The following is a 20653-nucleotide window of genomic DNA, read 5'->3' as shown; positions in this document are numbered from 1 at the left end:
GCTGAGCTTCGTAGCGTATCGAGCGGGTGTCAGTTGGTGTCGATGCTCTCACCGACGGTCGCGCACGATCGGCGAAAGGCGAAGGCGAGGAGGAGCAGGAAGAGCACAAGCAGGACCAGCACAGGGACGGCGGCCGGGCAGTGAGCCAGAGCAGACACCGCGGCCGACGGTACGAGCATCGAAGCTGTGTTCATGGCGATGTGCGCCAGGATCGGCGCCGTCATTGTTCCGAACACCTCACGCAGGGTTCCAGCCAACAGCCCGATGGCGACAGCAGCGACCATGTCGCGCGGCCGCGGATGAACGCCGGCGAAGATGAAAGTTGTGAGCAGCACTGACGCGGCCGCGGGAACCAATCGGTTCAGGGATCCTTGGAGCAGTCCGCGATAGAGGATTTCCTCGGTGACAGGGGCGATCACGAGGATGAAAGCCAATGTGAGCAGGTAAGGGTCGCTGGAAGTCGGGGCCGAGACGTTGCGATCGTCAGCGACCAGGATTCGGGCCAGGATTGCGCCAGCCAACCATAAGGTTGCAGCGCCGAAGACTGCGACGGTGACGAGTAGCGGATCCCATCTCGAACCGGAGACGTCCAATATGCGTGGATAAAGAGCTAGAGACGGTGCGAAGCGGTTGATGAGCAGCGCAGCGGCGATCATGGTGACGGAAGTTGCGGTCACGGGCCCCATCCCGCTGCTGTGAAGGAGACGAGGCAGGGTCAGCGTCACCGCGACGAGGAGAAGTGCGCCGAGCACGAGCGCCGATGAGGACACCCCCCGCATGAACACAGTTCTGCGGGGGGTGTCGCCGTTCGACTGGTCTGTCACTCGGCGAAGGCCCCCTCCGGATGAACAACCAGGGACGAGACGATCGCTTGAGGGCGGATCTTGCCGCCGAACCGGTTGGTCGAGAGGTTGATGGTCGCGGTGACCAGCGCAGCATCGGAAAGGGCCTGGTACTGATCAGCGTTGTTCCACCACAGCAGGTCCAGGCCGTGACCGGTCGTGATCTTGAGATGCTTGTAATCCGCCGGCGCGGGTACCTGTCCATTTTCTAGTTCGCCGGCTTCTTCCGTCCTGCTCATCAGGGTCATCGACGCGTGCGCAGGTTGGAACGTCACCCGAATATCGGGAGCCGGAAAACCTTGGCCGAACGGAGCGAGTTCCTCGAGAGACTTCGCAAGGTCAACCAGCTCGGGCTCGAGAGGTAGCGCAATGTCCGGCTGTAGACGCAACAGCACGTCAGTCCCCGACATGTGGAGATCGGCGAGCGAAACGATGTCGATCATGTGCAGGTCTGCTCGCAGATCCGCAGGGTCGGGCTCGGGTAGAGCACGGACATGCTCGTCGATGGCCGACACCAGGTCGGAGAGCGCCTTCTGATCGGTTGCTCCGACACCACAGGCCTGATGGTGACCAGCGGCGCGGAGCCGAGGATCGTCCATCGATGCGACGAACCCGAGTACGTCGAACCATTCGGGGGCACGGGCGGATCCGGAGAGGGTGTCAGGGTTGACGACCATCGTCGGCAGACCGGTTTCCGAAAGAAGAGTGGCCGCGAGAAGTCCGAGGACACCTGGTGCACAACGGGAAAACCAGAGGTAGGGCGAGTATGGCTGTTCTTCGTCGCGAAGTTCCTCCATTGCAGCCTTGGACAAGAGCTTGCGGGTCTCGTTGTTGAGCACCAAGGTGTCTGCTGCGACGAACCGAGCCTGCTCAATGCTCTGATCGCTGGCAAACATGTGTGGAGAGTAGTCGGGTCGAGAGGTGCGCACAGCGTCCGGGACGAACACCATGAACGAATCCGCCATGTCCGCGGCGACCCTCCTGGTCGCATTGAACATCGGTGTCAGGGTGAATCCGAGGAACGAGACGTCGAGATCTTCGACCGAGCGCACTTTGCCCGCCCCGATCAGCCGAGCTAACAGCACCGACAGCCCACGTAGCGCTTCACGGTATCGCCGGTCATGTGGCTGGCCTTTGACGATCTTCATCAGGGTGGAGGTATCAGGGTCGATCGAGTCAGGATTCTCGATGTTCCACTCACCGACCTGGTAATACTTGATCGGGTTCTCGTCGCGGTTGGTGTCCTCTTTCGTATAAACCGGCACCTCGGGAAGAGCGAGTACGAGTAACCCGATGGCCCGACGTACGAGGCTGCGAGTCTGCCCTCGCAGTGGCATCACGTCAGCAAGGCCGCCGATACCGCCGAATACCGAGAGCATCGTGATTGCACCGACCTTGTCCGGTCGGTGAGCCCGCGCGTACGCGCTGAGAATGTGAAGGACCACCTGAGAACCGCAGATGTCCGGTTCCGGATAGGTGCAACCAGTGCGGTTCGGATCGACAACGGCATCGGCACGGCACATATCCACGTCCTGGATGTGATGGTCCGTCACGATTACCTCGATACCGCGTTGGTGCGCGCGATCGATTCCTTCGTTGGAGTTGATACCGACATCGCACGTGATGATCAGCGACGTGGTCGGGTACTGAGCAAGAGCCTGGTCGACCTTGTCTGCAGTCACGTCGCGCGCACCTTCGTAGTGAGGGACCACCAACTCGACGTTCGCACCGAGCTCAGCGAGACCGGCGTAGGTGAGGATGCCCGCTGCGACACCATCCATGTCGTAGTCGGTGAGCACGGTGATGGTGCGGCCGTCTGCGACTGCGGCGGCAATGAGTTCAACAGCCCGGTCGAGATCGGGTAGCGCGGCATCGGTCGACGCTTCGAGCTGGTCAAAGGTGGTGGCGTTCCAACCTTTGCGTTCACGAATGATGTCGAAAGGTCGACGGGTCGAAAAATTGAAGGCGCCGGCAATAGCACTGTCGATCAGATGATCGGTCGGAGTGGACATGGCGCGGGGTCCGTTCTGTTGGTCCGGCGGCATGGTCGCACGGAGGTTAATAGTTGCGTCTTTGCAAGTTTATCATTCTATGAGAGAAACTCCGCATGGCTTTGACCAGCTTATATATGGAGTATTGAGATAGTCCAAAACTATTATTCTGGAACTAGAACAGCCCCAGAAGGACGACTTTCCTTCTGGGGCTGTGGACGCGGGCGGCGGCTCGTTCGACGAAGCAGCCTGCACCCGCGCGGGCCTTCGCGCGAGATCAGACGATCCGGTTGGTGCCGGCAGAAGCGAATTGATCGAGAAGGCACTGCGCAGCGCCCTTGTCGGTGCGATGGCGCACCAGTCGCGGCTGAACTAGACGCGGGTGCGTCGGGTCGCTGACGTAGAGGAAAGTCACCACCCATACTTCCCCGACGCAGACCGGTCCCTTACCCAGGACCGATACCGCACCGACCTCGACGAGAGTCCCCAAATCGTCGTAAACCGAGACGGTGGCAGATTCTTTCGTTGGGTGAAGAGCAGTGACCACGACGTCGACGTCCTTGATCAGCTTGTGCTTGAGCACATCCAGTGAACGGCGTCCCTGTTCGTAGAGGCCGGCGGATTGTCGCGCGATCAAGCCCTCGCGTGACTCCATCACGATCTCGGCGAGCATTTGAGCCTTCGCCTCCTTCCCCGAAGCAACAGGGGCGAAGACGACGGAACCAGCAGTGACCTGACCGGCTTCTTCGACCCCCAGCACACCAGCGATGATCTGGAGAGCATCGTGACGAACAGTGAAGGGGTCGTTGTCTGTCACCCAGGTATGAGCATCCGAGGCGGCGCTGACGAGATCGAACAGGACGAGCGTGCGGCCGACGATCTCTCCGTCGAACACCCACCGACCGCGATGCAAGGCAGTGAACGGAAGTAACTGCGTGCGGCCCACGTTTCGGGTCTTCATCTCACCCTGCCGGTTGAGGACACGGATTTCGCCGTCGGTGACCTCGACAAGGACGCGGTCACCGTCGTACTTGAACTGCGTGACCCAGTTGTCGGAGTTCATGACAGCGTCGATGTCGTTGACCGGCAGCACTGCGACCAACATTGGACGAAGAGGCAGCGACGAAAGCGGCGCGGACTTTTCCGTGGGCGTCACACCTGCGGAGGACAGTGCGTCATCCACAAGGTGCGTCAGGTCGCTCAAGACTTCAGGGCCAAGATCGACGGCCGCGATGGGGTCGGCGGCTACCACCGATGTACCTACTGCACCCGGTGCAGGCAGCTGAGATACCAATTCGTCGAGAAGAGTGAGACTTCCTGCCTCGATGGTGCTGTCGAAGATCAGCGACCCGTTCCGCGAGGGGATATAGCCCTTCTTCACTTTCGACGTGAACTTGGCGGCAGCTGCAGCGGCCGCAGCCTCTTCGGAAGCTGCCTCGACGATCTTGCTGAACGTACCGACAGTCTCGTTGCGCCCGTACTGAGTTACCCAGCGGGAGCCAATGACGAAGGTTCGATAGAACTTGTCGTTGCCTGCGCGCGGGTCGACGAACTGGGCTTCGGCGATGTGAATCTGAGTCATGGTGGGGATTCCTGTGTGTGAGCGGGAAGTAGTGAGCAGGTCCGGAGTCTGCGTGCTGAGCCCGGGCTCAGCCATAGGGGAAGGTCTTGCCGACGAGATCAGGCTGCTCGACGCACTCGAGAACTTTGACCTCGTGAGTGCTGTCGATGTCGATGTACTGACCGCCTTGCCCGGTGAACCCGAAGAACGCGTTGTCGCCCCAATCGTCGATGCCGACACCGACAAGTGGTGGATCTACGTTCACCGCTTCGGTACGTGTGAACTCGTCACCGTTGACGTAAGAGTCGTGGATTTCAATGGTGACCAGCATGGCGCGGGTCCTTTCTTTCGTAAGTACGAGAAATCGGTATGGCGGATTCGGTCACGATGCGACCTCGAACCGAGATGGAGAGCTGGAGGCGGGTTCGACGTGTGTGTCGATCTCCCGCGCCCCGTCGACAATGCGAACAACATCGCCACCGGCTGTACGCAGACCTTCGATCTCGGCGTAGATGACGCGGTCGGTCAGATTGCCGTCGAGGACGGAGACAACGGAAACCGACTTGGCATTGACCCTGACGACTGGATTCCATTGCCCCCCGTGGAGGACGTGATCACCGTCGACGACGACGCCCGGGCTGTAGGCCATGGTTGTGCCGTTGGACAACTGTTCGGCGCGTACTCCCCTCCAGTAGGCAAGGTGATAACTGACGCGGTCGATCTCGGCGGTCACCGTGGATGGCGCCATGCCGGTGAAACTGTCGCGTTCGTGTTCGAAACGGAGTAGCCGGGCAGCGAGCCTGTCGACCCGACGCACTACAGCCGCCGGTACGTAACGGTCGTCGGCGGTCTCGAGCCGCGCGGCCTCCCGACCACGAGCGGTGGCCGCTTGATAGTCGGAGAGGACGGCCTTGACTTCGGGCAGCCCGAACGCGCGGCGAGCCTCAGCCGCCTCCAGCACCGATTCGATGCGTTGGACTACGACGTCGCGCACATCTGCTCGAAGGTGCGAAAGCAGCGAGTCCACTGCAGTGACGATGGATGCGCGCTTGTCGAGTTCTTGGGCGACCATGCCGCCGGTCAGGTCCGGGTTCTTCGTCACCCACTTCACAACCGCGGGATTCATTCCGTCTGAGATCGCGGCGCATACCTCGCTGTGCAGGCTCACTGGGGGACTCCGGAAACCGAGGTGATAGTCAGCTCCGGGAGCGTCGCCAACGCACACACACCGCCGAATCCCTCGAACGGCTCGTCACCGCACGACTGGCCGGCGTAGACGGCTGCCCAGGTATCCCCAATTCTGATGTCTGCGCGGTGGCGGTGATAGCCGATCACATGTGAATCCACCACCGCATACAAGTGCTCGCGGGCAGCGGTAACAGCCCGTGGGTCATTCATGAAAGCGGCGACTGGGGCGAAGGCTCCGTCATGGAAGTCGACATCGTCGATACCGAACGGAGCCACATCGAAGTCGTGATCGGAAACTAACGCGGCCGCCAACAAGCCGGAAGGCGCGCGGTCGATGATGGCCCGATACGTGCTTCGTTCACGCTGCTCGGCGGAGTCGGGGCCCGGAACGAATGACGGAATTCGATGCAGAACGACACTCAGGTGGGTGCTCATGGTGGGTTGCCTTTCGGAGGGTTCTGGTTTTCGCCGCGACGGCCGGCGTGACCGTTGATGACGCGGGACGGGATCGATCGGACGAGGCGGCACTGGAGGCGCTTCCACCGAGTCGAGGTGAATCAGCACTCCACCCGGGCCGCGTTCGCGCGGCCAAACAGATGCTGCGGGTGCTCCGATGGATAAAGTTGGCAGCGGCAATCGGAACCTATTCATCCAACAGCGATAAAAAGGGGTCACCGCTCGCCTCGATTGGCTGCATGTCGATTTATTCGGACAGCGAATAGGACACTTCCGCTGGCGGGATTCAACGCAGTGGAAGCTATACACCTGCGTCATTGATGGAGCGTCGACTCGATAGCTGCAGTATGAAACCGGACATTAAAACAATGCGCAAAGACTTGGCGAAAAAAGAGACATGAGCGAGTTTTCTGAAAACTCCCGCACGTACCTCATGAGGCGTCAGAGCCATCTCGAAGAATGTCCGATTTTCCTTCTGCGTGGGGCTACGGAGAAGGACCCGACGTTAATGCAGCGGAAATTCCTAACGGTCGGAGCACCTGGATACAACGCGGGCGCAGATGCGTTCCGAGCAGAATGCCGACCGACTGTCTTATCGGCCGAATGCAACCGTGAAAGAGGAAGCTGGGGATCCGCGGATGCGTTGACACGCGCGCTCCCGCAGCACCCTCCGGGTGCGGTCGTCGAGAGCGTCTCAAACGTCTTCGATTCCCCGTGATTCGAGAGTGACCCGGAGCCGGCCACCGAGGACATCCACTGCCGGTCCGCCCGTCCATTTCGGGGGCCGATGGGAGGGGTGACGTCATGACGGGGCAAGTCGGAGTGCTGGTGTCACAAGGGTGCGGTTTCAGCGACTGAGGAGCGACGCGGCCTTTCGCTGCAGCATCCACAACAGGCCTTGCATCAAGCCGAGCGGAGCGAGCACTTCGACCATGGAGACCAGCTGAGGGCAGCCCGATACTCCAAGTATCGGACCAGCGTTGCATCCGATCGTCCGTCACGGACTGGGACGGCCGACCCACCCGGCGAGCGAGCGAGGCGGGGATACAGCAGACGGCCGCATGGCCGCCACAGCCGCAGCAGCCGAGCGGACGCCGGCTGATCGCGGCCCCACCGTGACAGCAGAGCGCGCCAGGGGCGCGAACCAGGCCGACAGGACGCAGCGGCACCCGAGGTTGCGAGCGAGCGAGTAACCGACCCGGAACGGGCCGCAGGCGCGCCAGCGTCGAGCACCGCTCCGGGCACTCCGCCGCGGCGGACCAGGGCACCCCGAAGGGGGCGCCGTAGGTGAGCGAGGGAGGTCGCGCAGCGACCGGACTGAGTGATCCGAAGGCGATAAGGACCCGAGCGCCAGCGAGGGCGACGAGGCGCCAGCCGAGGAGGTCGTCCCGGCTCTGCCGGGCAAACAAGGGTGTAGTGAGCGAAGCGAACGAAACCCGCCGTGCGTCACGACTCCTTATGCCCTTTTCGAATCGAGCCACAGCATCCGACTACGAGCGTCAGCGAGTTGAGGTTGCGCCCGTGGCGTACTGGGGAAACAGGTTAGATTCTCCATCCTTGCGACCGGTCGCAGATACGTGAGACGGCTTCGGAACGGGGGTCGCAAGGATGGCATCGTTTTGCTGTTTCCGCAGTTAAGAGCGGTGAGCCGGTGGGGTGTATGAGCTGCGTCACTGACGGCGTTGGCGCAAACCCCGTTTCTGGGTTTGCGCCAACGTTGGCGGCGCCTGGCGAGCGGAGCGAGAGGCGTCGTCCCACTGTGGTGGCGTCAGTGTTTACACGGGTCGCGAAGCGGCTCGTGTCCCCATCGGGTCGCCGTGTGGTCGCAGCATCGCTGCGGCTGTCCTGTCTCCGGAATCGGGTGGCGGTCGTAGACCCATGCCGGGTCCAGGGTCAGACACAGGCGGGTCGGTACGGGCTCGATCCGACGTGCGCGCAGGTGTTGGCCTTTCGTGGGTCCGGTGCCCGCGCGTGAGCGCGTATGACAGAGAAGCTGGCACCGGTGAGGGCCCCACGAAAAGACAGCACTGGAGCGGGCCGTAGGCCGGGTTGTGTGGCCGCCGCAGGCGGCTGGGGTTGGGCGCGATCTCGCGCCCGAGGGTTCGTGTCGCCGGTGTTGGTTCGCCGGCGTCGAGACGCCACTCGCTTCCCCCGGGGTGATCCGGGTCCAGGGTCAGATACAGGCGGGTCGCCGGCATCGATGCCGGCTGGTTGCGGCCGAGGATCGCCGGGCCTGTGGTTACGGGGCGCGACACGGTCTGATCGGGGCTGGATCGTTGCGGCTGGAGGCCGCTGAAGAGACCGCGGCGGGACTGCCGTGGGAACGGCCGTGACGTCACAGGGTGCGTCTTCGGCGGGGGTAAGTTGTCCGCCCTCGGGGGGCGCTGCCGGATGGGTCGCAGCCCGCCCCAGAGGGGCCGATGAGGGCGGGGATTCCGGCCTCGACTGGCCCGATGCGGCACGCGTTGGCTGCGGGCCTGCACAGGGTTTTCGTGCCGGCCTGCGAGGCTCGGACACAGGCTCCGGCGCAGCCGGTGGAAACAGGGATAGATGCTGACTCCGGCGCAGTCGGTGGCCTCGACAATGGAGACAGGCTCGGCTCTTTCGGCACACGGTGGTGGCGGCTGCAGCGCTTTTCTGCGGCCGCTCCCGGCGCGAAGCGGCGGGGTTACCAGGTCATTCTCAACGATGAATCGAATACCTGGTGCCACCGTGTGCCGAAAGAGCTTTTCGCGCCGACGCGGTCTCTTGTGGTCCGTTTCGGCCCCGGTCTTGACCGCGATAAGCGGCGAACGTCGGAATGTTTGTTTCGTGGCATTCCCAGCAGTGAATCGAACGGGTTTGCTTTCGTGATTCGTGGAGTTATTTCGGCGAAAGTGGACACCAATTACGTGAATAGAAAGAAACAGGTCATCGAATTGTGTTCTCCGGGAAGGAATGGGTCGGTTCCGGGTTAGCGGAGAAACATGTCGGCCCTCTCGGTCGGGGGGTGCAGGCTCTCTGTACCCAGTCACGCACACAGTAAAAGCGCAGGTCACAGGGTTGATGCTGGTTATGCCGTCATAGTGGCTGCTGTACGGCCATTGCGCTGTCTCAACACTGCTCGGTCAGCGCTGATCCAGCCGTGATGGAGACCGTTCAGATGCTGGCACAGCGGTTGGAGCCTGACCGTTATGGAGGCAGTTAAGGGACAGTAGAACAGTAGTACCGGCAGACTAGAGACGGTTTAACTGTTATACAGACACTTATGAGCCGGTTGGCCAGGTATACCGTCCCGTTAGGGACGAGTGTGCGGCCATAGTTCCGGCCCGGTCGAACGTGTGCACAGCTATGTAGCCATATAGATGACTGTTTCACGGCCTCTAAGTGCGTGCCAGAAGCCGGTAATTGCGTCACCTGGACGGCTGCTGTGCAGTTGTACGGCGGCACTGAGACGACCGGGACCTGTAGCGAAAAGGAGGAACCCGCATCTGCCGTGGAGGCAGAGTGCGGGTTCTTCGGGTGCCGAACGGCACACAGTCGTGCGCTGCGAGATGACCGAACGATGTGCTGAACTCGCCAGAGTCTGCTGTGTCCGTCGCGACAATGAAGATTCGAGGGTTGGAGAAGGTGGGGCGATGAGCTTTTTCGGACGGCGGCCGACAGTGGGCGGATATTGGGGCACGCGGGTGCAGTCGAGTCAAGAGGTGGCGCAGACGATGCGGGCTTTCCTCGACGACCTGGAAGCGATCAACCCGGAGTTGGCGTTGCCGTGGGTCTCGACTGCCGAGTTCGACAAGGTGCCCGCGGATCTCAGCGTGGACGGGTTGGTGCGAATCTTCGAGCATTCCCGCTCGAACGAAATGGGATATTCGGACACCCCAGGACCGGGCTACGACGTCGACTTGTCACCGGAAGACGGGACCGCGCGGCGGATCGGCGCGTGGGTCGGCGGACTCGAAACCAGTGCTCCCAACAGTGTTCGGGTGTCGTTGCCGACGGAGACGCAGCTCACCGACAACCTCCGACACCTGCTCGAACCGGATATTGGAGAAGCGATCATGAAAGTGATCGTCAAGCATTGGGAACCGGATCGAGCTCGGTGGAGCATCGGCGACTACCTCGATCTGCAACCGCGAGTGAGAGGTCAGATCCAGGTGGGATGGGAAACGTACTTTCATTCCGGAATCACACTCGATCGCAGCAAACTCCCCCGATCTGCGGCGATCGAGGAACTGCCCGCTGGCACGTTGATTCGGTTGGGGGACGAACCGATGCACGTCGCTGCCGCCGACATAGTGGCGGTGCGGGCGGCGTTGGGTTACCCGGTGTAGCGCATGGCCCGGTTGGTTGATCAGAACGCATTCGAATGGGAGTGACCGTGCCTGCCCCATCTTTACGCCGCAATCCGATGTCTGGATTGACTGTGAATGTCATCGGGCGGAAGGACCCGCCGGAAGCCGAATCGGTCACTGCAGCGCTGGCAGCGCGGTCGCTACAGTTCCTTCGAGAGCTGGATCCGGTCTTCGACGTCGACTTTTACCAAACCGTCGGGGATCCGCTCCCCGACGGTGCCGGGGTCGAGCAGGCCTTGGGGTCGAATATCCGTCAGATCCTCGTACCTCCGACGGAAGAATCGATCGAAGCTGCATTGGTCGAGCGCAGGCGCTCCCCCGACGCCACCGACGGTGTGTACCCGCTCTCGCTTCCGCGGCACATGACCCTGTATTCGGATGCCGGCGACGTCAGAGTCGTTATCAGTTTTGGGGGCACCTCGGGGGCCGGCGCATTCGTATGTGCCTTTGCCGACGAATCACTGATTTCGCTGTCGTTGAAGCTGGTCCAAGGGCTGACCGACATCTGGGACTCTCGCGTCACCGTGCTCTACCGCCGAACCGAATCATCGCCTCAGTACAACGTGCCGGGTGACGCGATCGTGGGCAGTTGCACCTACTTCGCTCCTGAATTGCCGATCAAGGAAACGCAGCTCCCGCCCAGCGTGGAGGCATTTCCCTACCAGGACGGCACAATCGTCATCCAGAAGAATCTGTCCACGCCGTTGGCCGCTGAGGACATCCGGAGCATTCGGGCAGCAGCTGGACTGCCGACCGAACGACCGGACATCCATATCCCCAAAGGTTTTCGGCGACTGTGACCACTGCGGTGGCCTCAGTCGGTCGGAGCAAAAACGAAGAACCCGCATCTGCCATGGAGGCAGATGCGGGTTCGTGGTCGATTGGGTCTTCGGGGACTGGCGCTTCTCTGCCTCTACCATCCTGCCGCGATGGCGCGGGCACGCTGCTTGCGGCGTGTGCCCTTGCGCGGGGCGGGTACATGCTTGGACGCGGCCGACGACCGACGCAGCTCGAGGCGGGCCCGCAACTGTTCCGGGGAGGCCGGTGCGGTTGCATCAGTCCTCTTCTTGGTGGCCATGGCCGGCTCCCTTCTGGTTGTGCGGGCAGGTGGTCTATTCGTACGAGACGAACAACGTGATGTCGTCCATTGGTCTGTCGGTGGTGAGCTGTTCGAGGGTTACGAGCATCTCGGAGATGTCTGTGTGCAGGTCAGGGAGCTCGTGGGCGATCTGGTCGGTCGCCACTCCGGGACTTGTGGGAGCGAAGATCGCCGCCAGCGGGATGGGGAACCCCTCCTCCGAGTTGGCGGCCAGGTCGAAGGCTTCAGCGATCGCCGGATCGGAGCCAGCCGGGGTGAAGGCTTCGCGGAGAGCGTCTCGGTAGACCCTCGACGAGGGTGTGGTCAGACCTGGGATCAAGCGCAGTCCCTGGTCAGTGTGGGCAACGATACTGATAACCGCAGAGGATGCCATCTTATTTCTCCTGGTCAGAGTGATGTGTGGGTTTCAGGGCGCGCTCAGGCGTAGACGGGCACCTCGACCGAGGCGAGATGCTCCAGGACTCCGAGCACGCCCTTGGCGCTGTTGAGCGTCAGTCCGCCGTCGCCGAGCACCCATGCGATCCCGTCGAGGTCGGCGCTGCTCAAGGTGACATTGGTGTTGTGTTGGTCGGGATCCGCGAACTCCAGACCAGCGACGACCAGCTGATCGCGTGTGGCCCCTTCCAGCTGAGCCACCGCGTCGAGCTCGGCGCCGATCTCGTCGGCAGACTGTCCGAGATCAATCGGGTATGCGTGCAGCAGGCTGACGCGCGGGCCCGGCTCTGCGGGGAGGACCAGCAGGGTGATTTCTGCGCGTTCGATGGTGGTGACAGTCATGGTGTTTCTCCTGCTCGATGCGTGCCAGTCTCGGACGGTCGGGATACCTGGTTGGTTCGCAGTTGTTCCGAAGTTGGCTTTGCCAACTGCCTCGATGCGGTCTGGTCGACTGAGAGCTGTCACGTGAAAACAGAGAACCCGCACCTGCCATGGAGGCAGAGTGCGGGTTCTGTGGTGCTGGTCAGCTGTGCGCAGTCTGACGGGATTTACCCTACTCAGCGCGGTAGGTCGATGAGGCCGTGTTCGCGCAGCAGATCTTTGACCGCGGCGTGCTCGTCACGGAGGTACGCCTTGGCGAGCAGATCGTTGAAGGTGTCCGAGAGCTGCGGATCGTTCTCGTCGACGGGAACGACGAGCATCCGGCCGCCGCCGATGAGCAGGCTGTTCGCCACGAACAACGCTGTGCGCTTGTTCCCGTCCTCGAAGGGTTGAGCTTTGGCGAGCTCGACGAACAAATCCAGCGCGTGTTCGGTCACATCCTCGCAGGTCAACGAGGCTATGAGCTGTTGTAGGCCGCCCTCGGTCAATGCGGGAGGTGTGTGCCGCCCGTGTCGGGTGTGGACTCCGATCTGCTGGTCGTCGGTGCGAAGCTGACCGGGGTGCAGTGCGCCGCTTCGCGTGATCTGAGCGTTGACGGCGCGGACGTAGGTGGCGTCGATCGGCTGATCGTGGTGATCGATGATGAACTGTGCGACGTCTCGGAGGTCTTCGAGCAGCGCAAGGTCGGAGCGCGAGGAGACTCCGGCAAGGCTTCCCGATCGCAGGAAGTTCTCGGTGTCGAGTCGACCTGTGGCGAGGCCGTCGAACACCCTTCCCGAGGAGTAGACGGCGCCGGCCAGGTCGGTGATGTTGATCGCGGACAACAGAGTTCTCCTTTTCTGTAGTGGGTGGTCGCGGGCGTTTCAGGCCACGGGTGGTGGAACGATGCGCACTGCCCGTGGCGGGCTGGCGACGATGAAGCCGCAGCGTCGAGCAGCGGCGACGAAGGGCTCGGGGTTTGGGTCGATCGGCCAGGAGGCCTCCCCGGCGTCCCCGAACAAGCCAACCGCGTTGGGGTTCGGCCCGGTGGTGAACCGGGTCTGATAGCGAATGCCGGCGAAGTGGGCGTCGAACGCTGCTGCCCACTCTTGAGGGACCGCGTAGGGGGTCATGGATGCGAGTTCTCGGGTCAGACCGAAATCCGCGGCCTCGTCCGTGCAGGTGTCGGCCAGTTGATGATCGTCCGGGACAGTCAGGGTGGAGAGTTGGCGTTCGGTTGCGAAGTCCTCGCTGATCACACCGGTTTTCGCCAGTGCTTCGCCGACGGTTTCACGGATGGCGGTGAGCTCGTCGAACCCGAGGTAGCAGGTTCCACGCGGCGGGTTCAGATCGAACCGCCCTCCCCCACTCGAGGAGAACCACCACGGACCGTTTCCGGTGCGGTGCCCGCGGTGCAGTGACTGCGCCGAGGTGAGTTCGCAGCTGGGGAACCCGTGCAGCGGGCGGGACGGAGGGCCGAGCGCGACATCGTCACGGCTCACGCTGCCCACCGCTGGGCGTCGGCGCGGGCCAGCTCGAGGGCTGTATCGATGGGATAGCCGTCGGTGATCCAGTCGACTGCACTGCGATCGCCGAGTTCAGATTGTGGGCTGCGAAGCCAGATCGCGCAGGTCCATGGGTCGGCGGCACCACGCAGGGTCGTCCACAGGGTGATCAGGTGCTGGTGGACGCTGCCCGAGTCGGTGAACTGCCAGGTGGGATAGACCCACTGCCCGCCGTCGAGGCGGCAGGCGATCAGGCTGCCGGCGGCGACTGCCTTGTTGATGCCCTGGCGGCTCATATTCCGCCACTGTGTCAGGCCTGTGGTGTCGTAGAACGGGCCGACCAGGAGGTCGTAGACGTGAGTGGTGGGTAGTGCAGCGGCCATCGAACGCGCGATTGATTCGACGTCGTCGAAGACCTCGGCGGGGACGCCGGCTGCGCGTGCGTCGGCGAACGTCCGGTGGACGGAGTTGGTCAGCAGGTCGAGTAGCTTGCGTTCCTGCTCGGCGAGGGTGTTCATCAGATCCTCCAATACAGTCAACTGCGTCAACCCCAGTGTCCGCGTTTGCGTCAACTGTGTCAACGCACGGACGTGTTGTTCAAGCCCCGACCATGCCCATCAGTGGTGGACGGGGTGTTCGGGTGGGTAGGTGCACGGATGGTTGGTGTGGTGGGCGGCGCAGCCGTTGATGCCGCATCGGCACCAGGTGTCGTTGACCGGTGACCGATCCTCGTTGATACAAGGAGCGGTGGGGTCATTGCTGGCCGGGCAGGAGTAGTCACTGCAGCTACAAAATGGACCTGCGTAGTGCGTCGAGGCTGCCCCGTGGTTGTCGCCAGGTGTGTAGTCGTGATCGGTGTCCATGTGTCCGCCCTGTGTGTGTCGGTGAGGTCGCAGATTCTCCGCAGTCGGCTTCGCCGACCACCGATAAGGTGCTGCGCGGAAGAGCAAAAAACGAAGAGCCCGCACCTGCCTGGGGCAGATGCGGGCTCTGGGGCGTTCCCGGGTGGGTCAGCTGACGGGGCTCTCGGTTTCAGCTGGATCCTCGACGTACACGAGGTTGCCGCGACCGATGTGAACAATCCCGTCCGCGAGGCGATACCTCATGCTGGCCGTGTGAACGAGGTCCGTGTCTTCGAAACACACCTCACCTGTGACGTCATGGGCCGCGAGGATCGTAATTGTTTCGAGAAGCCTGTTGTGTCGACCTTCCCCGCTGGCGTTGATGTTGAAGGTGTCACCCTGGTGCTCGGCTTCGATGCAACCGTCGTCACCGAGGCCTAGCGATTGTTTGATGGCGAGGCAGAGGGTGAGGATTGATCCCTCTGGGCCCGGTTGCGGGTGCGGAGGGACCGCGCCCTCGAACAGGGCGACGAGCTCTGACGCCAGCTGGCTGAGGGCTCGACCTGTCGTTCTGAGCGGGAGTTGGAACTGCGCGGTCGAATAAGTTGCGCTACTCAAAGGTGTCTCCTGATGTTCACGGGTGCGTGATTGCTTGAATCTCGCTCGAGGTCGGTTCCGCCAACTGCGCCGGTCACGCCCGATTTCAGAAGGGGGTCTCGGCGAGCACGTTGCCGTGGTAGTCGAGGATCGTCAGCTGGCTCCACACGTCTGGGTCGCTTCGCCCCTCCACGAGGGCGACAGCGAGGCGGATGGCGCACCCGTTCATGACGTCGTTGACGGAGCCACTGAGGTCGACTTCGTGAGGGATCACGATGGTTCCGATCTCCGGCATGGTGCAGATGAGCGTGATTGCACTGCTGAACTCGTCGTCAGCGCCCACGCCGATCAGGGCGCGTACAGAGCTTGTCCATCCGTCTGACGAGCTGACGGTGAGGCCGGCTTCGTCGGCGACAAACAGGGCTGGCGGCAGAGCTGTGAGTCCCGCAAGGTCTGAACACATGGTGTCGTGGCGAGGACTGTTGCGCCGCTGACCTGGGAACATCGGCTGGATGGTGAGTTTCATGCGTGGCTCCAATGGTGAGTGTTGTGGGGTTGCCGCGAGTTCCTCGGTCACTTGCCGCCACGCGCTGCGCGTGCGGCGGCAACAAGAGCCAGACCCAGCGTCTCGATCTCGTCGACGTCGTGAGGCACTCCGGAATCGAGGTCTGCCCCGAACAGCTGGTGAATCCGCACGGCTCCCGTCTTCGATCCGGCACTGGCCGCGAGGTCGGCTTCCACGATGGTGGGGCGAGCTGAGTCGCGATCGAGCACCCAGACCGGATTACCCATGGGGTTCTTCCCGTGGTGTGGGGGCAGCTCGTTGTCGTCAATGCCGGTCAGGCTCGTGTGCGGCTCGTTGGTCATGGGTGCCTCCAGGGGAAGTCGATGTGTCGGGTTGAGGTTCAGTCGTCATTCCGGCACTGGCTGCGCCAGTGCCGCGGCGGACTGCAGTCGCGAACGAGAAAACCCGCACCTGTCGCGAGGGCAGGTGCGGGTTGTGCAGCAACAGTGGACAGCCAGCTCAGAGATCGGAGACAGATGTACTGCCTCCTTAGAGCCGCTATATCTGTATACGTGGCTCTTTAGAGACGGAAGCCGTGACACTTCCGCCAAAGTACGAGAGTGGGACGCCACTGTATAGCCGCAGTAGTGCGCATTTAGCGGCGGTATATTTGTGCACCGTCGCTGTACCGTCTCACAAAAGACGATATAACTGTCACTCCAGATCTTCCGCTGTAGCTGTGAAATCAACAGCCGCTGAACCATCCGGCGGGTTGTCGGTTTTGAGGATGATGGCAAATCGGCGCCAGGCGAGAATCCTGACGCCGTGGCCACCCGCCTCTGTCTGATCTGCAAGGCTCCGAAAGAGAGACGCGGCTGTGTCGGTCCCGAGATGAGCGAATCGATGGTGACGGCTCATCGCGCCGTCTCCCCCACCGCGGATACGGTCAGCTTTCTCAAGTCACAGCACCCACTCGTCGAGATCTTCATCGAATCTCGCCACCCGGGCGTACCACGGTGGGACCTGGGCCACCGCCGCAGTGATCTGTATCGGGTCGACGCGCTGGGCGTTTTGCAGGGCGTAGCCCCAGGTCGCAGCCTGCTCATCGGTGCCCAGCACCAGATTCAGTGACACATCGGCACCGGTATCGCGATGATGTGCGCTGGTCTCGTCGTTGTAGGCGTAGTTGTCGGCCGTGAACCGGTAACTCACCGAGGCGGGGATCGGACGGTTCACCAGGGAAGGATCTGGGCTGTGCCCATATCTACTGAGCTGCCGGGTCACGCACCAACCGAGCTTTGCTGCCGAGATGGCAAGGTCAATGTGCTCATCTGGCGCGGCCACTGGCGCACCGACTGTGCCAACGTCGCGAGGAGTCTCGATCCATTGTGCGATGGCGGCTGCGTCCCAGTACTGCGCTTCACCGCTCTGGGGATCAGTGCCCAAATACGCAGTGGGCTCCGGGTCGCTGACGTGGGCGCTGATCCGGAGCATTTCCGGCTCTAGACCTTTTACGTCGCCGGCATGAGGGGTCTCCCCTACGCGAACACGCAACTCCGGAGACACCTTCGTCAAAAACAGGAACCAGCCGATGGGTGCGTAGAAGTCGTAGCCGAGGCCCTCGAAACCCAAGCTGACCTCGTCGATGTTCCCGCCGGCAAGCGCCAACTTCATGAGATTGACCAGTTCAGCGGGCATTTCTCTGCTTGTCATGTCAGGCTTCCTGTTCTGTCAGCTGGCGAGCGCAACCGTGCGCCGGTTCGCGTCGAGTTGGGTGATCACAGCTGCTCCGACGCAACGACCACCTTGCGCACCGCGCGCTGTGTCACGGCGGATGCACTCGGCAAGGGGCGTATCGACCTCGTGGACGACGAAATCGGTACCCATGGATGCGGCCAAGTCGGCCCACTTCGCACGACTGCGCTCGGTCAAATGGGTGGCGTCGACGATGACGTCCATCCCGTTGCCCAGAAGGATCGCGATGCTGGTCAGTTCGGCGGCCGAGACTGCGTCCTCTTGCTCGGGACCGAGCTTGCCGTGGGAGTTGAACAACATGGCGCGTAGGTCGTCACGGTTGACGCGGCAGCGACTGTGAGGGTCCTCCGCGACCCAGGCCTGTGCGTAGGTGGTCTTTCCTGCGCCGGGTAGTCCGGTCGTGATCTTCAGCATCAGCGTTTAGCTCCTCGTCGGTGTCGGCGGCAGGTTTTACTGCAGCGATCGTGGTTCATCCGCTGTTGGCTGTGCCAACTCTCCGACGAGAGACATCACCTGCAGCTGAGCTGCTTGCCAGCAATACCAGCAATCCTTTTTTTACTTGCATTGCTGGCGTTGCTGGCTCCTTGGGACCCTTGTGCTCATTTTGCCGTCTAGTCTCGAACGAAAAATACAAGGTTTACAAGCATTGCTTGCCAAAGGAAGGTGCAGGGCATAAAAGCCTCTGAACTGCACAAAAGCAATACCAGGATTACAAGCATTAACAGGGTCCATCAAGGAAACGCCAGTACAAGTAATGCTTGTATTGCAAGGATTCGGAGTATTGTCACCACCGCTGGCTATACAAGCCTTGAAGGCATAGCCAGCAATACAAGCATTACTTGCAAAAACGGCCCACTCGCACACAGCTCGACGGAGGGAGAAGCAATGGCCACAAGGGAGAAAGTGCCTCCGAAACGCAATTCGGAAGCGCTGCGACGAGTCGTCGCGCTCATCAACTCAAAGGGGGGAGTGTTCAAGACAACGCTGGCTTCCAACATCGCAGGTCTCTTGGCAGCCTCTGATTACAGAGTCCTGCTCGTCGACCTCGACCCACAGGGCAACGTCGCCGAGGATCTCGGATACACCAACACCGACTCCGATGACGAGGGTCAAAACCTCGCCCAAGCACTCGCATTCGGAGCCCCACTCGAACCAATCCGTGACATTCGTCCGAATCTCGACGTTGCGCCGGGTGGCGCCCATCTCGAGGCAGCCACGGCCGCCCTCACCGCGAGAATGGCGAAAGATCCAGCAGGGGCGAAGCTCGCTCTCGCGATAGCCTTAGCGCCGATTGCACACCAGTACGACATGATCCTCCTGGATTGCCCGCCCGGCGACGAATCGTTGCAGACCGCGGCGGCGGCGGCCGCTCGTTGGCTGCTGATCCCGGTCAAGAGCGATGCGTCCAGCCGAAAAGGCATGGCCGGCGTCATGAACAGACTCAACGCTGTTCTCTCCGACAATCCCGACTTGGATCTTCTCGGTGTGGTACTCACCGGAATCGGCAAGTCGGCCACGAAGATTCAGCAGCAAGCTCGCAGTGCGATCGCTCAGGCATTCGGCGGCAGCCTCGATGTCACTTTCGAGCGAACCGTGAGGCATTCCGAAGCTACGGCCCTGGCCACGCGCGAACGGGGACTCCTCGCGCACGAACTCGATGAGGTCGTGCGCAACGGCCCCAAGTGGTACGAGGTGCTTCGAGGGGAGGCTCAGGCGCAAACCCTTGCGCCGCAGTCCTCCACATCCGTCGCAGACGATCTCGTGGGTGTTACCGAAGAACTCATTCGCCGCATCACCGAAGCAGAAACCGAAGGGACAGCAGCACTGGCCCAGGAGGTCTCATCATGAGCGAACATCGACGCAGCGTCGGTGGACTGCAGCGTGTCTCCAATAGTGGTGCCGCCACCCCAGTCGCGCGCCCGGTGACCGGTGACCTGTCGGCCATGCGGGCGAAGAACAGGGTGGTTACGCCGGTGCCACCGCAGCAAGACGAGCAGCCCGTCACACCTGGAGAGCCGAAGCCGGCCAACAAGGCGGTGACGGTCTACATCTCGCCGGAGGTGTACACGCAGGCTCGGCTTGCCTTCAACGCCACACGAACAGCGGAATCTGATCGCAATTGGTCGCACTTCGTCGAAAAGGCTGTTGCAGGCGAAATGCTGCGCCGGGCGGAACTGCACAACGGGGGAGAGGACTTCGACGGAGTCGACGCTCCGTTCTCGCCTGGTCGGCCGCTGTCTGGATCATGAGGGGCTGACTACCGCCAGGGGCGCGCACGAACCTGCAACTGGGATGACCTAGATGCACTTAGTCCGACAGCTGGCGGAGTCCGCGGATTGAGCGAATCTCGCGCACTGCCGCAATCATGGCTACCGCCATAGCCTCAACCTCCCCGAGCTGGAGGTCGTCGACGAATAGTTCAGAGTCTTTACCGAACTTATGAATACGCACGGCCCCATGCCCCGAATTCCCGGAATGCTGCAGGTCAGCTTCGACGGTAGTGGGAATGGCTGAGTTGACCTCCCAAACCAGGCTTTTGTTGTCAACGACCCGGTCGTACTCAGGCAGCTCGGGTAGAGCAGCTTCGTTTGTGGTTTCTTCGGGGTCTGGGGCGAAGTCACTGTACGGACTCAGCTCTGGGAGCTCCGCAAGGCCAGCTACCGCTTGGTACTCGTCATTGTGCTCGTCGACCGGGGCCGCCGAATCGTTGAATACCGACACGAATTGTCCAGTGTTCAAGTAACCATCAACCCGCGCCGGGTTCGGTCCGAAGAGGTATTTGGTGACCGTCTCCATTAGACGTTCACGGGCTGACACAACAGCCGCTGGATTCTGCGTCAGCCAATCGTCGGAATCTTCAACGATCAAGGAGCTGTCGGCGGCCTCGTGGAACCTACTTTGATCGAACTCGGTGTCCCAGAGCACTGCGCCGATCACTTCATCGGGAGAAGACCGCCAGATGGCGGCAGTAAATGCCGCCAGCGCAGTCACCTCCTGGTCTGGGTTTGGATACCCCGTTAGCGTGAAGGCCGGTTCTCCGTTCGGAGTTGGCCAGCCGATGATCGTTATGTGCGTGCGTTCATTCGTTTCCATAGGGATTCCTTTCGTGATTCCGTATCTTGAGCTGCGGTTATCGATGTTGGCCCCCCCAATTCTCAACGGACAGGGCGCAATCACTTCATC

Annotated in this window: 23 protein-coding genes; 5 read left to right on the top strand and 18 right to left on the bottom strand. The window is 61.8% G+C overall.

The window, feature by feature from the left end; translation table 11 throughout:
- Window positions 1-29 precede the first annotated feature (29 nt).
- The 6 genes from ABIE52_RS33435 to ABIE52_RS33410 all read right to left on the bottom strand — a co-directional run bounded on the left by ABIE52_RS33435 (window position 30) and on the right by ABIE52_RS33410 (window position 6017).
- Complete coding sequence (locus tag ABIE52_RS33435; protein WP_354541602.1) at window positions 30-824, bottom strand: CPBP family intramembrane glutamic endopeptidase; 795 nt, start codon at window positions 822-824, stop codon at window positions 30-32.
- The gene (locus ABIE52_RS33430; protein ID WP_192713207.1) at window positions 821-2854 is read right to left on the bottom strand and encodes a DHH family phosphoesterase; all 2034 of its coding nucleotides are present in this window, start codon (window positions 2852-2854) and stop codon (window positions 821-823) included. Before ABIE52_RS33430 ends, ABIE52_RS33435 begins: the two co-directional genes overlap by 4 nt.
- A 256-nt stretch (window positions 2855-3110) precedes the next feature.
- The gene (locus ABIE52_RS33425; protein WP_192713208.1) at window positions 3111-4415 is read right to left on the bottom strand and encodes an ATP-dependent DNA ligase; all 1305 of its coding nucleotides are present in this window, start codon (window positions 4413-4415) and stop codon (window positions 3111-3113) included.
- 67 nt (window positions 4416-4482) lie between these two features.
- Window positions 4483-4725, bottom strand: coding sequence for a hypothetical protein (locus ABIE52_RS33420; RefSeq protein WP_192713209.1), 243 nt, complete (start codon window positions 4723-4725; stop codon window positions 4483-4485).
- A gap of 51 nt (window positions 4726-4776) precedes the next feature.
- Window positions 4777-5562: a hypothetical protein gene (locus tag ABIE52_RS33415; RefSeq protein WP_192713210.1), complete on the bottom strand. Its 786-nt coding sequence runs from the start codon at window positions 5560-5562 to the stop codon at window positions 4777-4779.
- On the bottom strand, window positions 5559-6017 hold the full coding sequence (locus ABIE52_RS33410) for a hypothetical protein (protein ID WP_192713211.1): 459 nt from the start codon (window positions 6015-6017) through the stop codon (window positions 5559-5561). Before ABIE52_RS33410 ends, ABIE52_RS33415 begins: the two co-directional genes overlap by 4 nt.
- Window positions 6018-8491: 2474 nt before the next feature.
- On the opposite strand from ABIE52_RS33410, the gene ABIE52_RS33405 reads away from it, so the two are divergent.
- The 3 genes from ABIE52_RS33405 (at window position 8492) to ABIE52_RS33395 (ending at window position 11172) form a co-directional block, all read left to right on the top strand.
- The gene (locus tag ABIE52_RS33405; RefSeq protein ID WP_192713212.1) at window positions 8492-8995 is read left to right on the top strand and encodes a hypothetical protein; all 504 of its coding nucleotides are present in this window, start codon (window positions 8492-8494) and stop codon (window positions 8993-8995) included.
- A gap of 660 nt (window positions 8996-9655) precedes the next feature.
- Window positions 9656-10351, top strand: a complete 696-nt coding sequence (locus ABIE52_RS33400; protein WP_354541601.1) for an Imm52 family immunity protein — start codon at window positions 9656-9658, stop codon at window positions 10349-10351.
- Window positions 10352-10428: 77 nt separating this feature from the next.
- The gene (locus ABIE52_RS33395; RefSeq protein WP_354541600.1) at window positions 10429-11172 is read left to right on the top strand and encodes a hypothetical protein; all 744 of its coding nucleotides are present in this window, start codon (window positions 10429-10431) and stop codon (window positions 11170-11172) included.
- A gap of 113 nt (window positions 11173-11285) precedes the next feature.
- Here the strand turns inward: ABIE52_RS33395 and ABIE52_RS33390 are convergent, their stop codons facing one another.
- The 11 genes from ABIE52_RS33390 to ABIE52_RS33340 all read right to left on the bottom strand — a co-directional run bounded on the left by ABIE52_RS33390 (window position 11286) and on the right by ABIE52_RS33340 (window position 17884).
- A complete protein-coding gene (locus ABIE52_RS33390; protein ID WP_020907607.1) occupies window positions 11286-11450 on the bottom strand; it encodes a hypothetical protein in 165 nt (54 codons plus the stop codon).
- Between the two features lie 34 nt (window positions 11451-11484).
- Complete coding sequence (locus ABIE52_RS33385) at window positions 11485-11844, bottom strand: hypothetical protein (protein WP_192713213.1); 360 nt, start codon at window positions 11842-11844, stop codon at window positions 11485-11487.
- Between the two features lie 44 nt (window positions 11845-11888).
- Window positions 11889-12248: a hypothetical protein gene (locus ABIE52_RS33380; RefSeq protein WP_192713214.1), complete on the bottom strand. Its 360-nt coding sequence runs from the start codon at window positions 12246-12248 to the stop codon at window positions 11889-11891.
- Window positions 12249-12463: 215 nt separating this feature from the next.
- Window positions 12464-13111: a Fic family protein gene (locus ABIE52_RS33375; RefSeq protein WP_192713215.1), complete on the bottom strand. Its 648-nt coding sequence runs from the start codon at window positions 13109-13111 to the stop codon at window positions 12464-12466.
- A 39-nt stretch (window positions 13112-13150) separates the two neighbouring features.
- Entirely contained in the window at window positions 13151-13768 is a 618-nt protein-coding gene (locus ABIE52_RS33370; protein ID WP_192713216.1) for an RES family NAD+ phosphorylase, read from the bottom strand.
- The gene (locus ABIE52_RS33365; RefSeq protein WP_192713217.1) at window positions 13765-14289 is read right to left on the bottom strand and encodes a hypothetical protein; all 525 of its coding nucleotides are present in this window, start codon (window positions 14287-14289) and stop codon (window positions 13765-13767) included. The genes ABIE52_RS33370 and ABIE52_RS33365 overlap by 4 nt, the downstream gene beginning before the upstream one ends.
- A 492-nt stretch (window positions 14290-14781) precedes the next feature.
- Complete coding sequence (locus ABIE52_RS33360) at window positions 14782-15231, bottom strand: hypothetical protein (protein ID WP_192713218.1); 450 nt, start codon at window positions 15229-15231, stop codon at window positions 14782-14784.
- Between the two features lie 85 nt (window positions 15232-15316).
- On the bottom strand, window positions 15317-15736 hold the full coding sequence (locus ABIE52_RS33355; RefSeq protein ID WP_192713219.1) for a hypothetical protein: 420 nt from the start codon (window positions 15734-15736) through the stop codon (window positions 15317-15319).
- Window positions 15737-15783: 47 nt separating this feature from the next.
- On the bottom strand, window positions 15784-16077 hold the full coding sequence (locus ABIE52_RS33350) for a hypothetical protein (RefSeq protein WP_192713220.1): 294 nt from the start codon (window positions 16075-16077) through the stop codon (window positions 15784-15786).
- 598 nt (window positions 16078-16675) lie between these two features.
- Window positions 16676-17428 carry a hypothetical protein gene (locus ABIE52_RS33345; RefSeq protein ID WP_192713221.1) on the bottom strand — a complete coding sequence of 251 codons (753 nt, stop codon included), beginning with the start codon at window positions 17426-17428 and terminating at the stop codon, window positions 16676-16678.
- An 18-nt stretch (window positions 17429-17446) separates the two neighbouring features.
- Window positions 17447-17884, bottom strand: coding sequence for an AAA family ATPase (locus tag ABIE52_RS33340; RefSeq protein ID WP_192713222.1), 438 nt, complete (start codon window positions 17882-17884; stop codon window positions 17447-17449).
- A 471-nt stretch (window positions 17885-18355) separates the two neighbouring features.
- Between ABIE52_RS33340 and ABIE52_RS33335 the strand changes: the two genes are divergently transcribed.
- Both ABIE52_RS33335 and ABIE52_RS33330 read left to right on the top strand, forming a co-directional pair.
- A complete protein-coding gene (locus ABIE52_RS33335) occupies window positions 18356-19318 on the top strand; it encodes a ParA family protein (protein WP_192713223.1) in 963 nt (320 codons plus the stop codon).
- Window positions 19315-19719, top strand: coding sequence for a ParB family protein (locus ABIE52_RS33330; protein ID WP_192713224.1), 405 nt, complete (start codon window positions 19315-19317; stop codon window positions 19717-19719). Before ABIE52_RS33335 ends, ABIE52_RS33330 begins: the two co-directional genes overlap by 4 nt.
- Window positions 19720-19777: 58 nt before the next feature.
- Here the strand turns inward: ABIE52_RS33330 and ABIE52_RS33325 are convergent, their stop codons facing one another.
- Complete coding sequence (locus ABIE52_RS33325) at window positions 19778-20563, bottom strand: hypothetical protein (RefSeq protein ID WP_192713225.1); 786 nt, start codon at window positions 20561-20563, stop codon at window positions 19778-19780.
- Window positions 20564-20653: the final 90 nt, after the last annotated feature.

Origin of the sequence: Rhodococcus sp. OAS809 (genome assembly GCF_040546695.1) — a bacterium.
GTDB lineage: Bacteria > Actinomycetota > Actinomycetes > Mycobacteriales > Mycobacteriaceae > Rhodococcus_F > Rhodococcus_F qingshengii.
The sequence above is the reverse complement of the archived record's forward strand: the minus strand, read 5'-3'. Positions and strand labels throughout refer to the sequence as shown.

Excerpts from the sequence above, each read along its gene's own strand:
- ABIE52_RS33345 (WP_192713221.1), bottom strand. The coding sequence starts at position 17,428 with ATGACAAGCAGAGAAATGCCCGCTGAACTGGTCAATCTCATGAAGTTG.
- ABIE52_RS33400 (WP_354541601.1), top strand. The coding sequence starts at position 9,656 with ATGAGCTTTTTCGGACGGCGGCCGACAGTGGGCGGATATTGGGGCACG.
- ABIE52_RS33335 (WP_192713223.1), top strand. The coding sequence starts at position 18,356 with ATGGCCACAAGGGAGAAAGTGCCTCCGAAACGCAATTCGGAAGCGCTG.
- ABIE52_RS33350 (WP_192713220.1), bottom strand. The coding sequence starts at position 16,077 with ATGACCAACGAGCCGCACACGAGCCTGACCGGCATTGACGACAACGAG.
- ABIE52_RS33405 (WP_192713212.1), top strand. The coding sequence starts at position 8,492 with ATGCGGCACGCGTTGGCTGCGGGCCTGCACAGGGTTTTCGTGCCGGCC.
- ABIE52_RS33385 (WP_192713213.1), bottom strand. The coding sequence starts at position 11,844 with ATGGCATCCTCTGCGGTTATCAGTATCGTTGCCCACACTGACCAGGGA.
- ABIE52_RS33395 (WP_354541600.1), top strand. The coding sequence starts at position 10,429 with ATGTCTGGATTGACTGTGAATGTCATCGGGCGGAAGGACCCGCCGGAA.
- ABIE52_RS33420 (WP_192713209.1), bottom strand. The coding sequence starts at position 4,725 with ATGCTGGTCACCATTGAAATCCACGACTCTTACGTCAACGGTGACGAG.
- ABIE52_RS33330 (WP_192713224.1), top strand. The coding sequence starts at position 19,315 with ATGAGCGAACATCGACGCAGCGTCGGTGGACTGCAGCGTGTCTCCAAT.
- ABIE52_RS33380 (WP_192713214.1), bottom strand. The coding sequence starts at position 12,248 with ATGACTGTCACCACCATCGAACGCGCAGAAATCACCCTGCTGGTCCTC.
- ABIE52_RS33425 (WP_192713208.1), bottom strand. The coding sequence starts at position 4,415 with ATGACTCAGATTCACATCGCCGAAGCCCAGTTCGTCGACCCGCGCGCA.
- ABIE52_RS33430 (WP_192713207.1), bottom strand. The coding sequence starts at position 2,854 with ATGTCCACTCCGACCGATCATCTGATCGACAGTGCTATTGCCGGCGCC.
- ABIE52_RS33355 (WP_192713219.1), bottom strand. The coding sequence starts at position 15,736 with ATGAAACTCACCATCCAGCCGATGTTCCCAGGTCAGCGGCGCAACAGT.
- ABIE52_RS33390 (WP_020907607.1), bottom strand. The coding sequence starts at position 11,450 with ATGGCCACCAAGAAGAGGACTGATGCAACCGCACCGGCCTCCCCGGAA.
- ABIE52_RS33325 (WP_192713225.1), bottom strand. The coding sequence starts at position 20,563 with ATGGAAACGAATGAACGCACGCACATAACGATCATCGGCTGGCCAACT.
- ABIE52_RS33365 (WP_192713217.1), bottom strand. The coding sequence starts at position 14,289 with ATGAACACCCTCGCCGAGCAGGAACGCAAGCTACTCGACCTGCTGACC.
- ABIE52_RS33340 (WP_192713222.1), bottom strand. The coding sequence starts at position 17,884 with ATGCTGAAGATCACGACCGGACTACCCGGCGCAGGAAAGACCACCTAC.
- ABIE52_RS33410 (WP_192713211.1), bottom strand. The coding sequence starts at position 6,017 with ATGAGCACCCACCTGAGTGTCGTTCTGCATCGAATTCCGTCATTCGTT.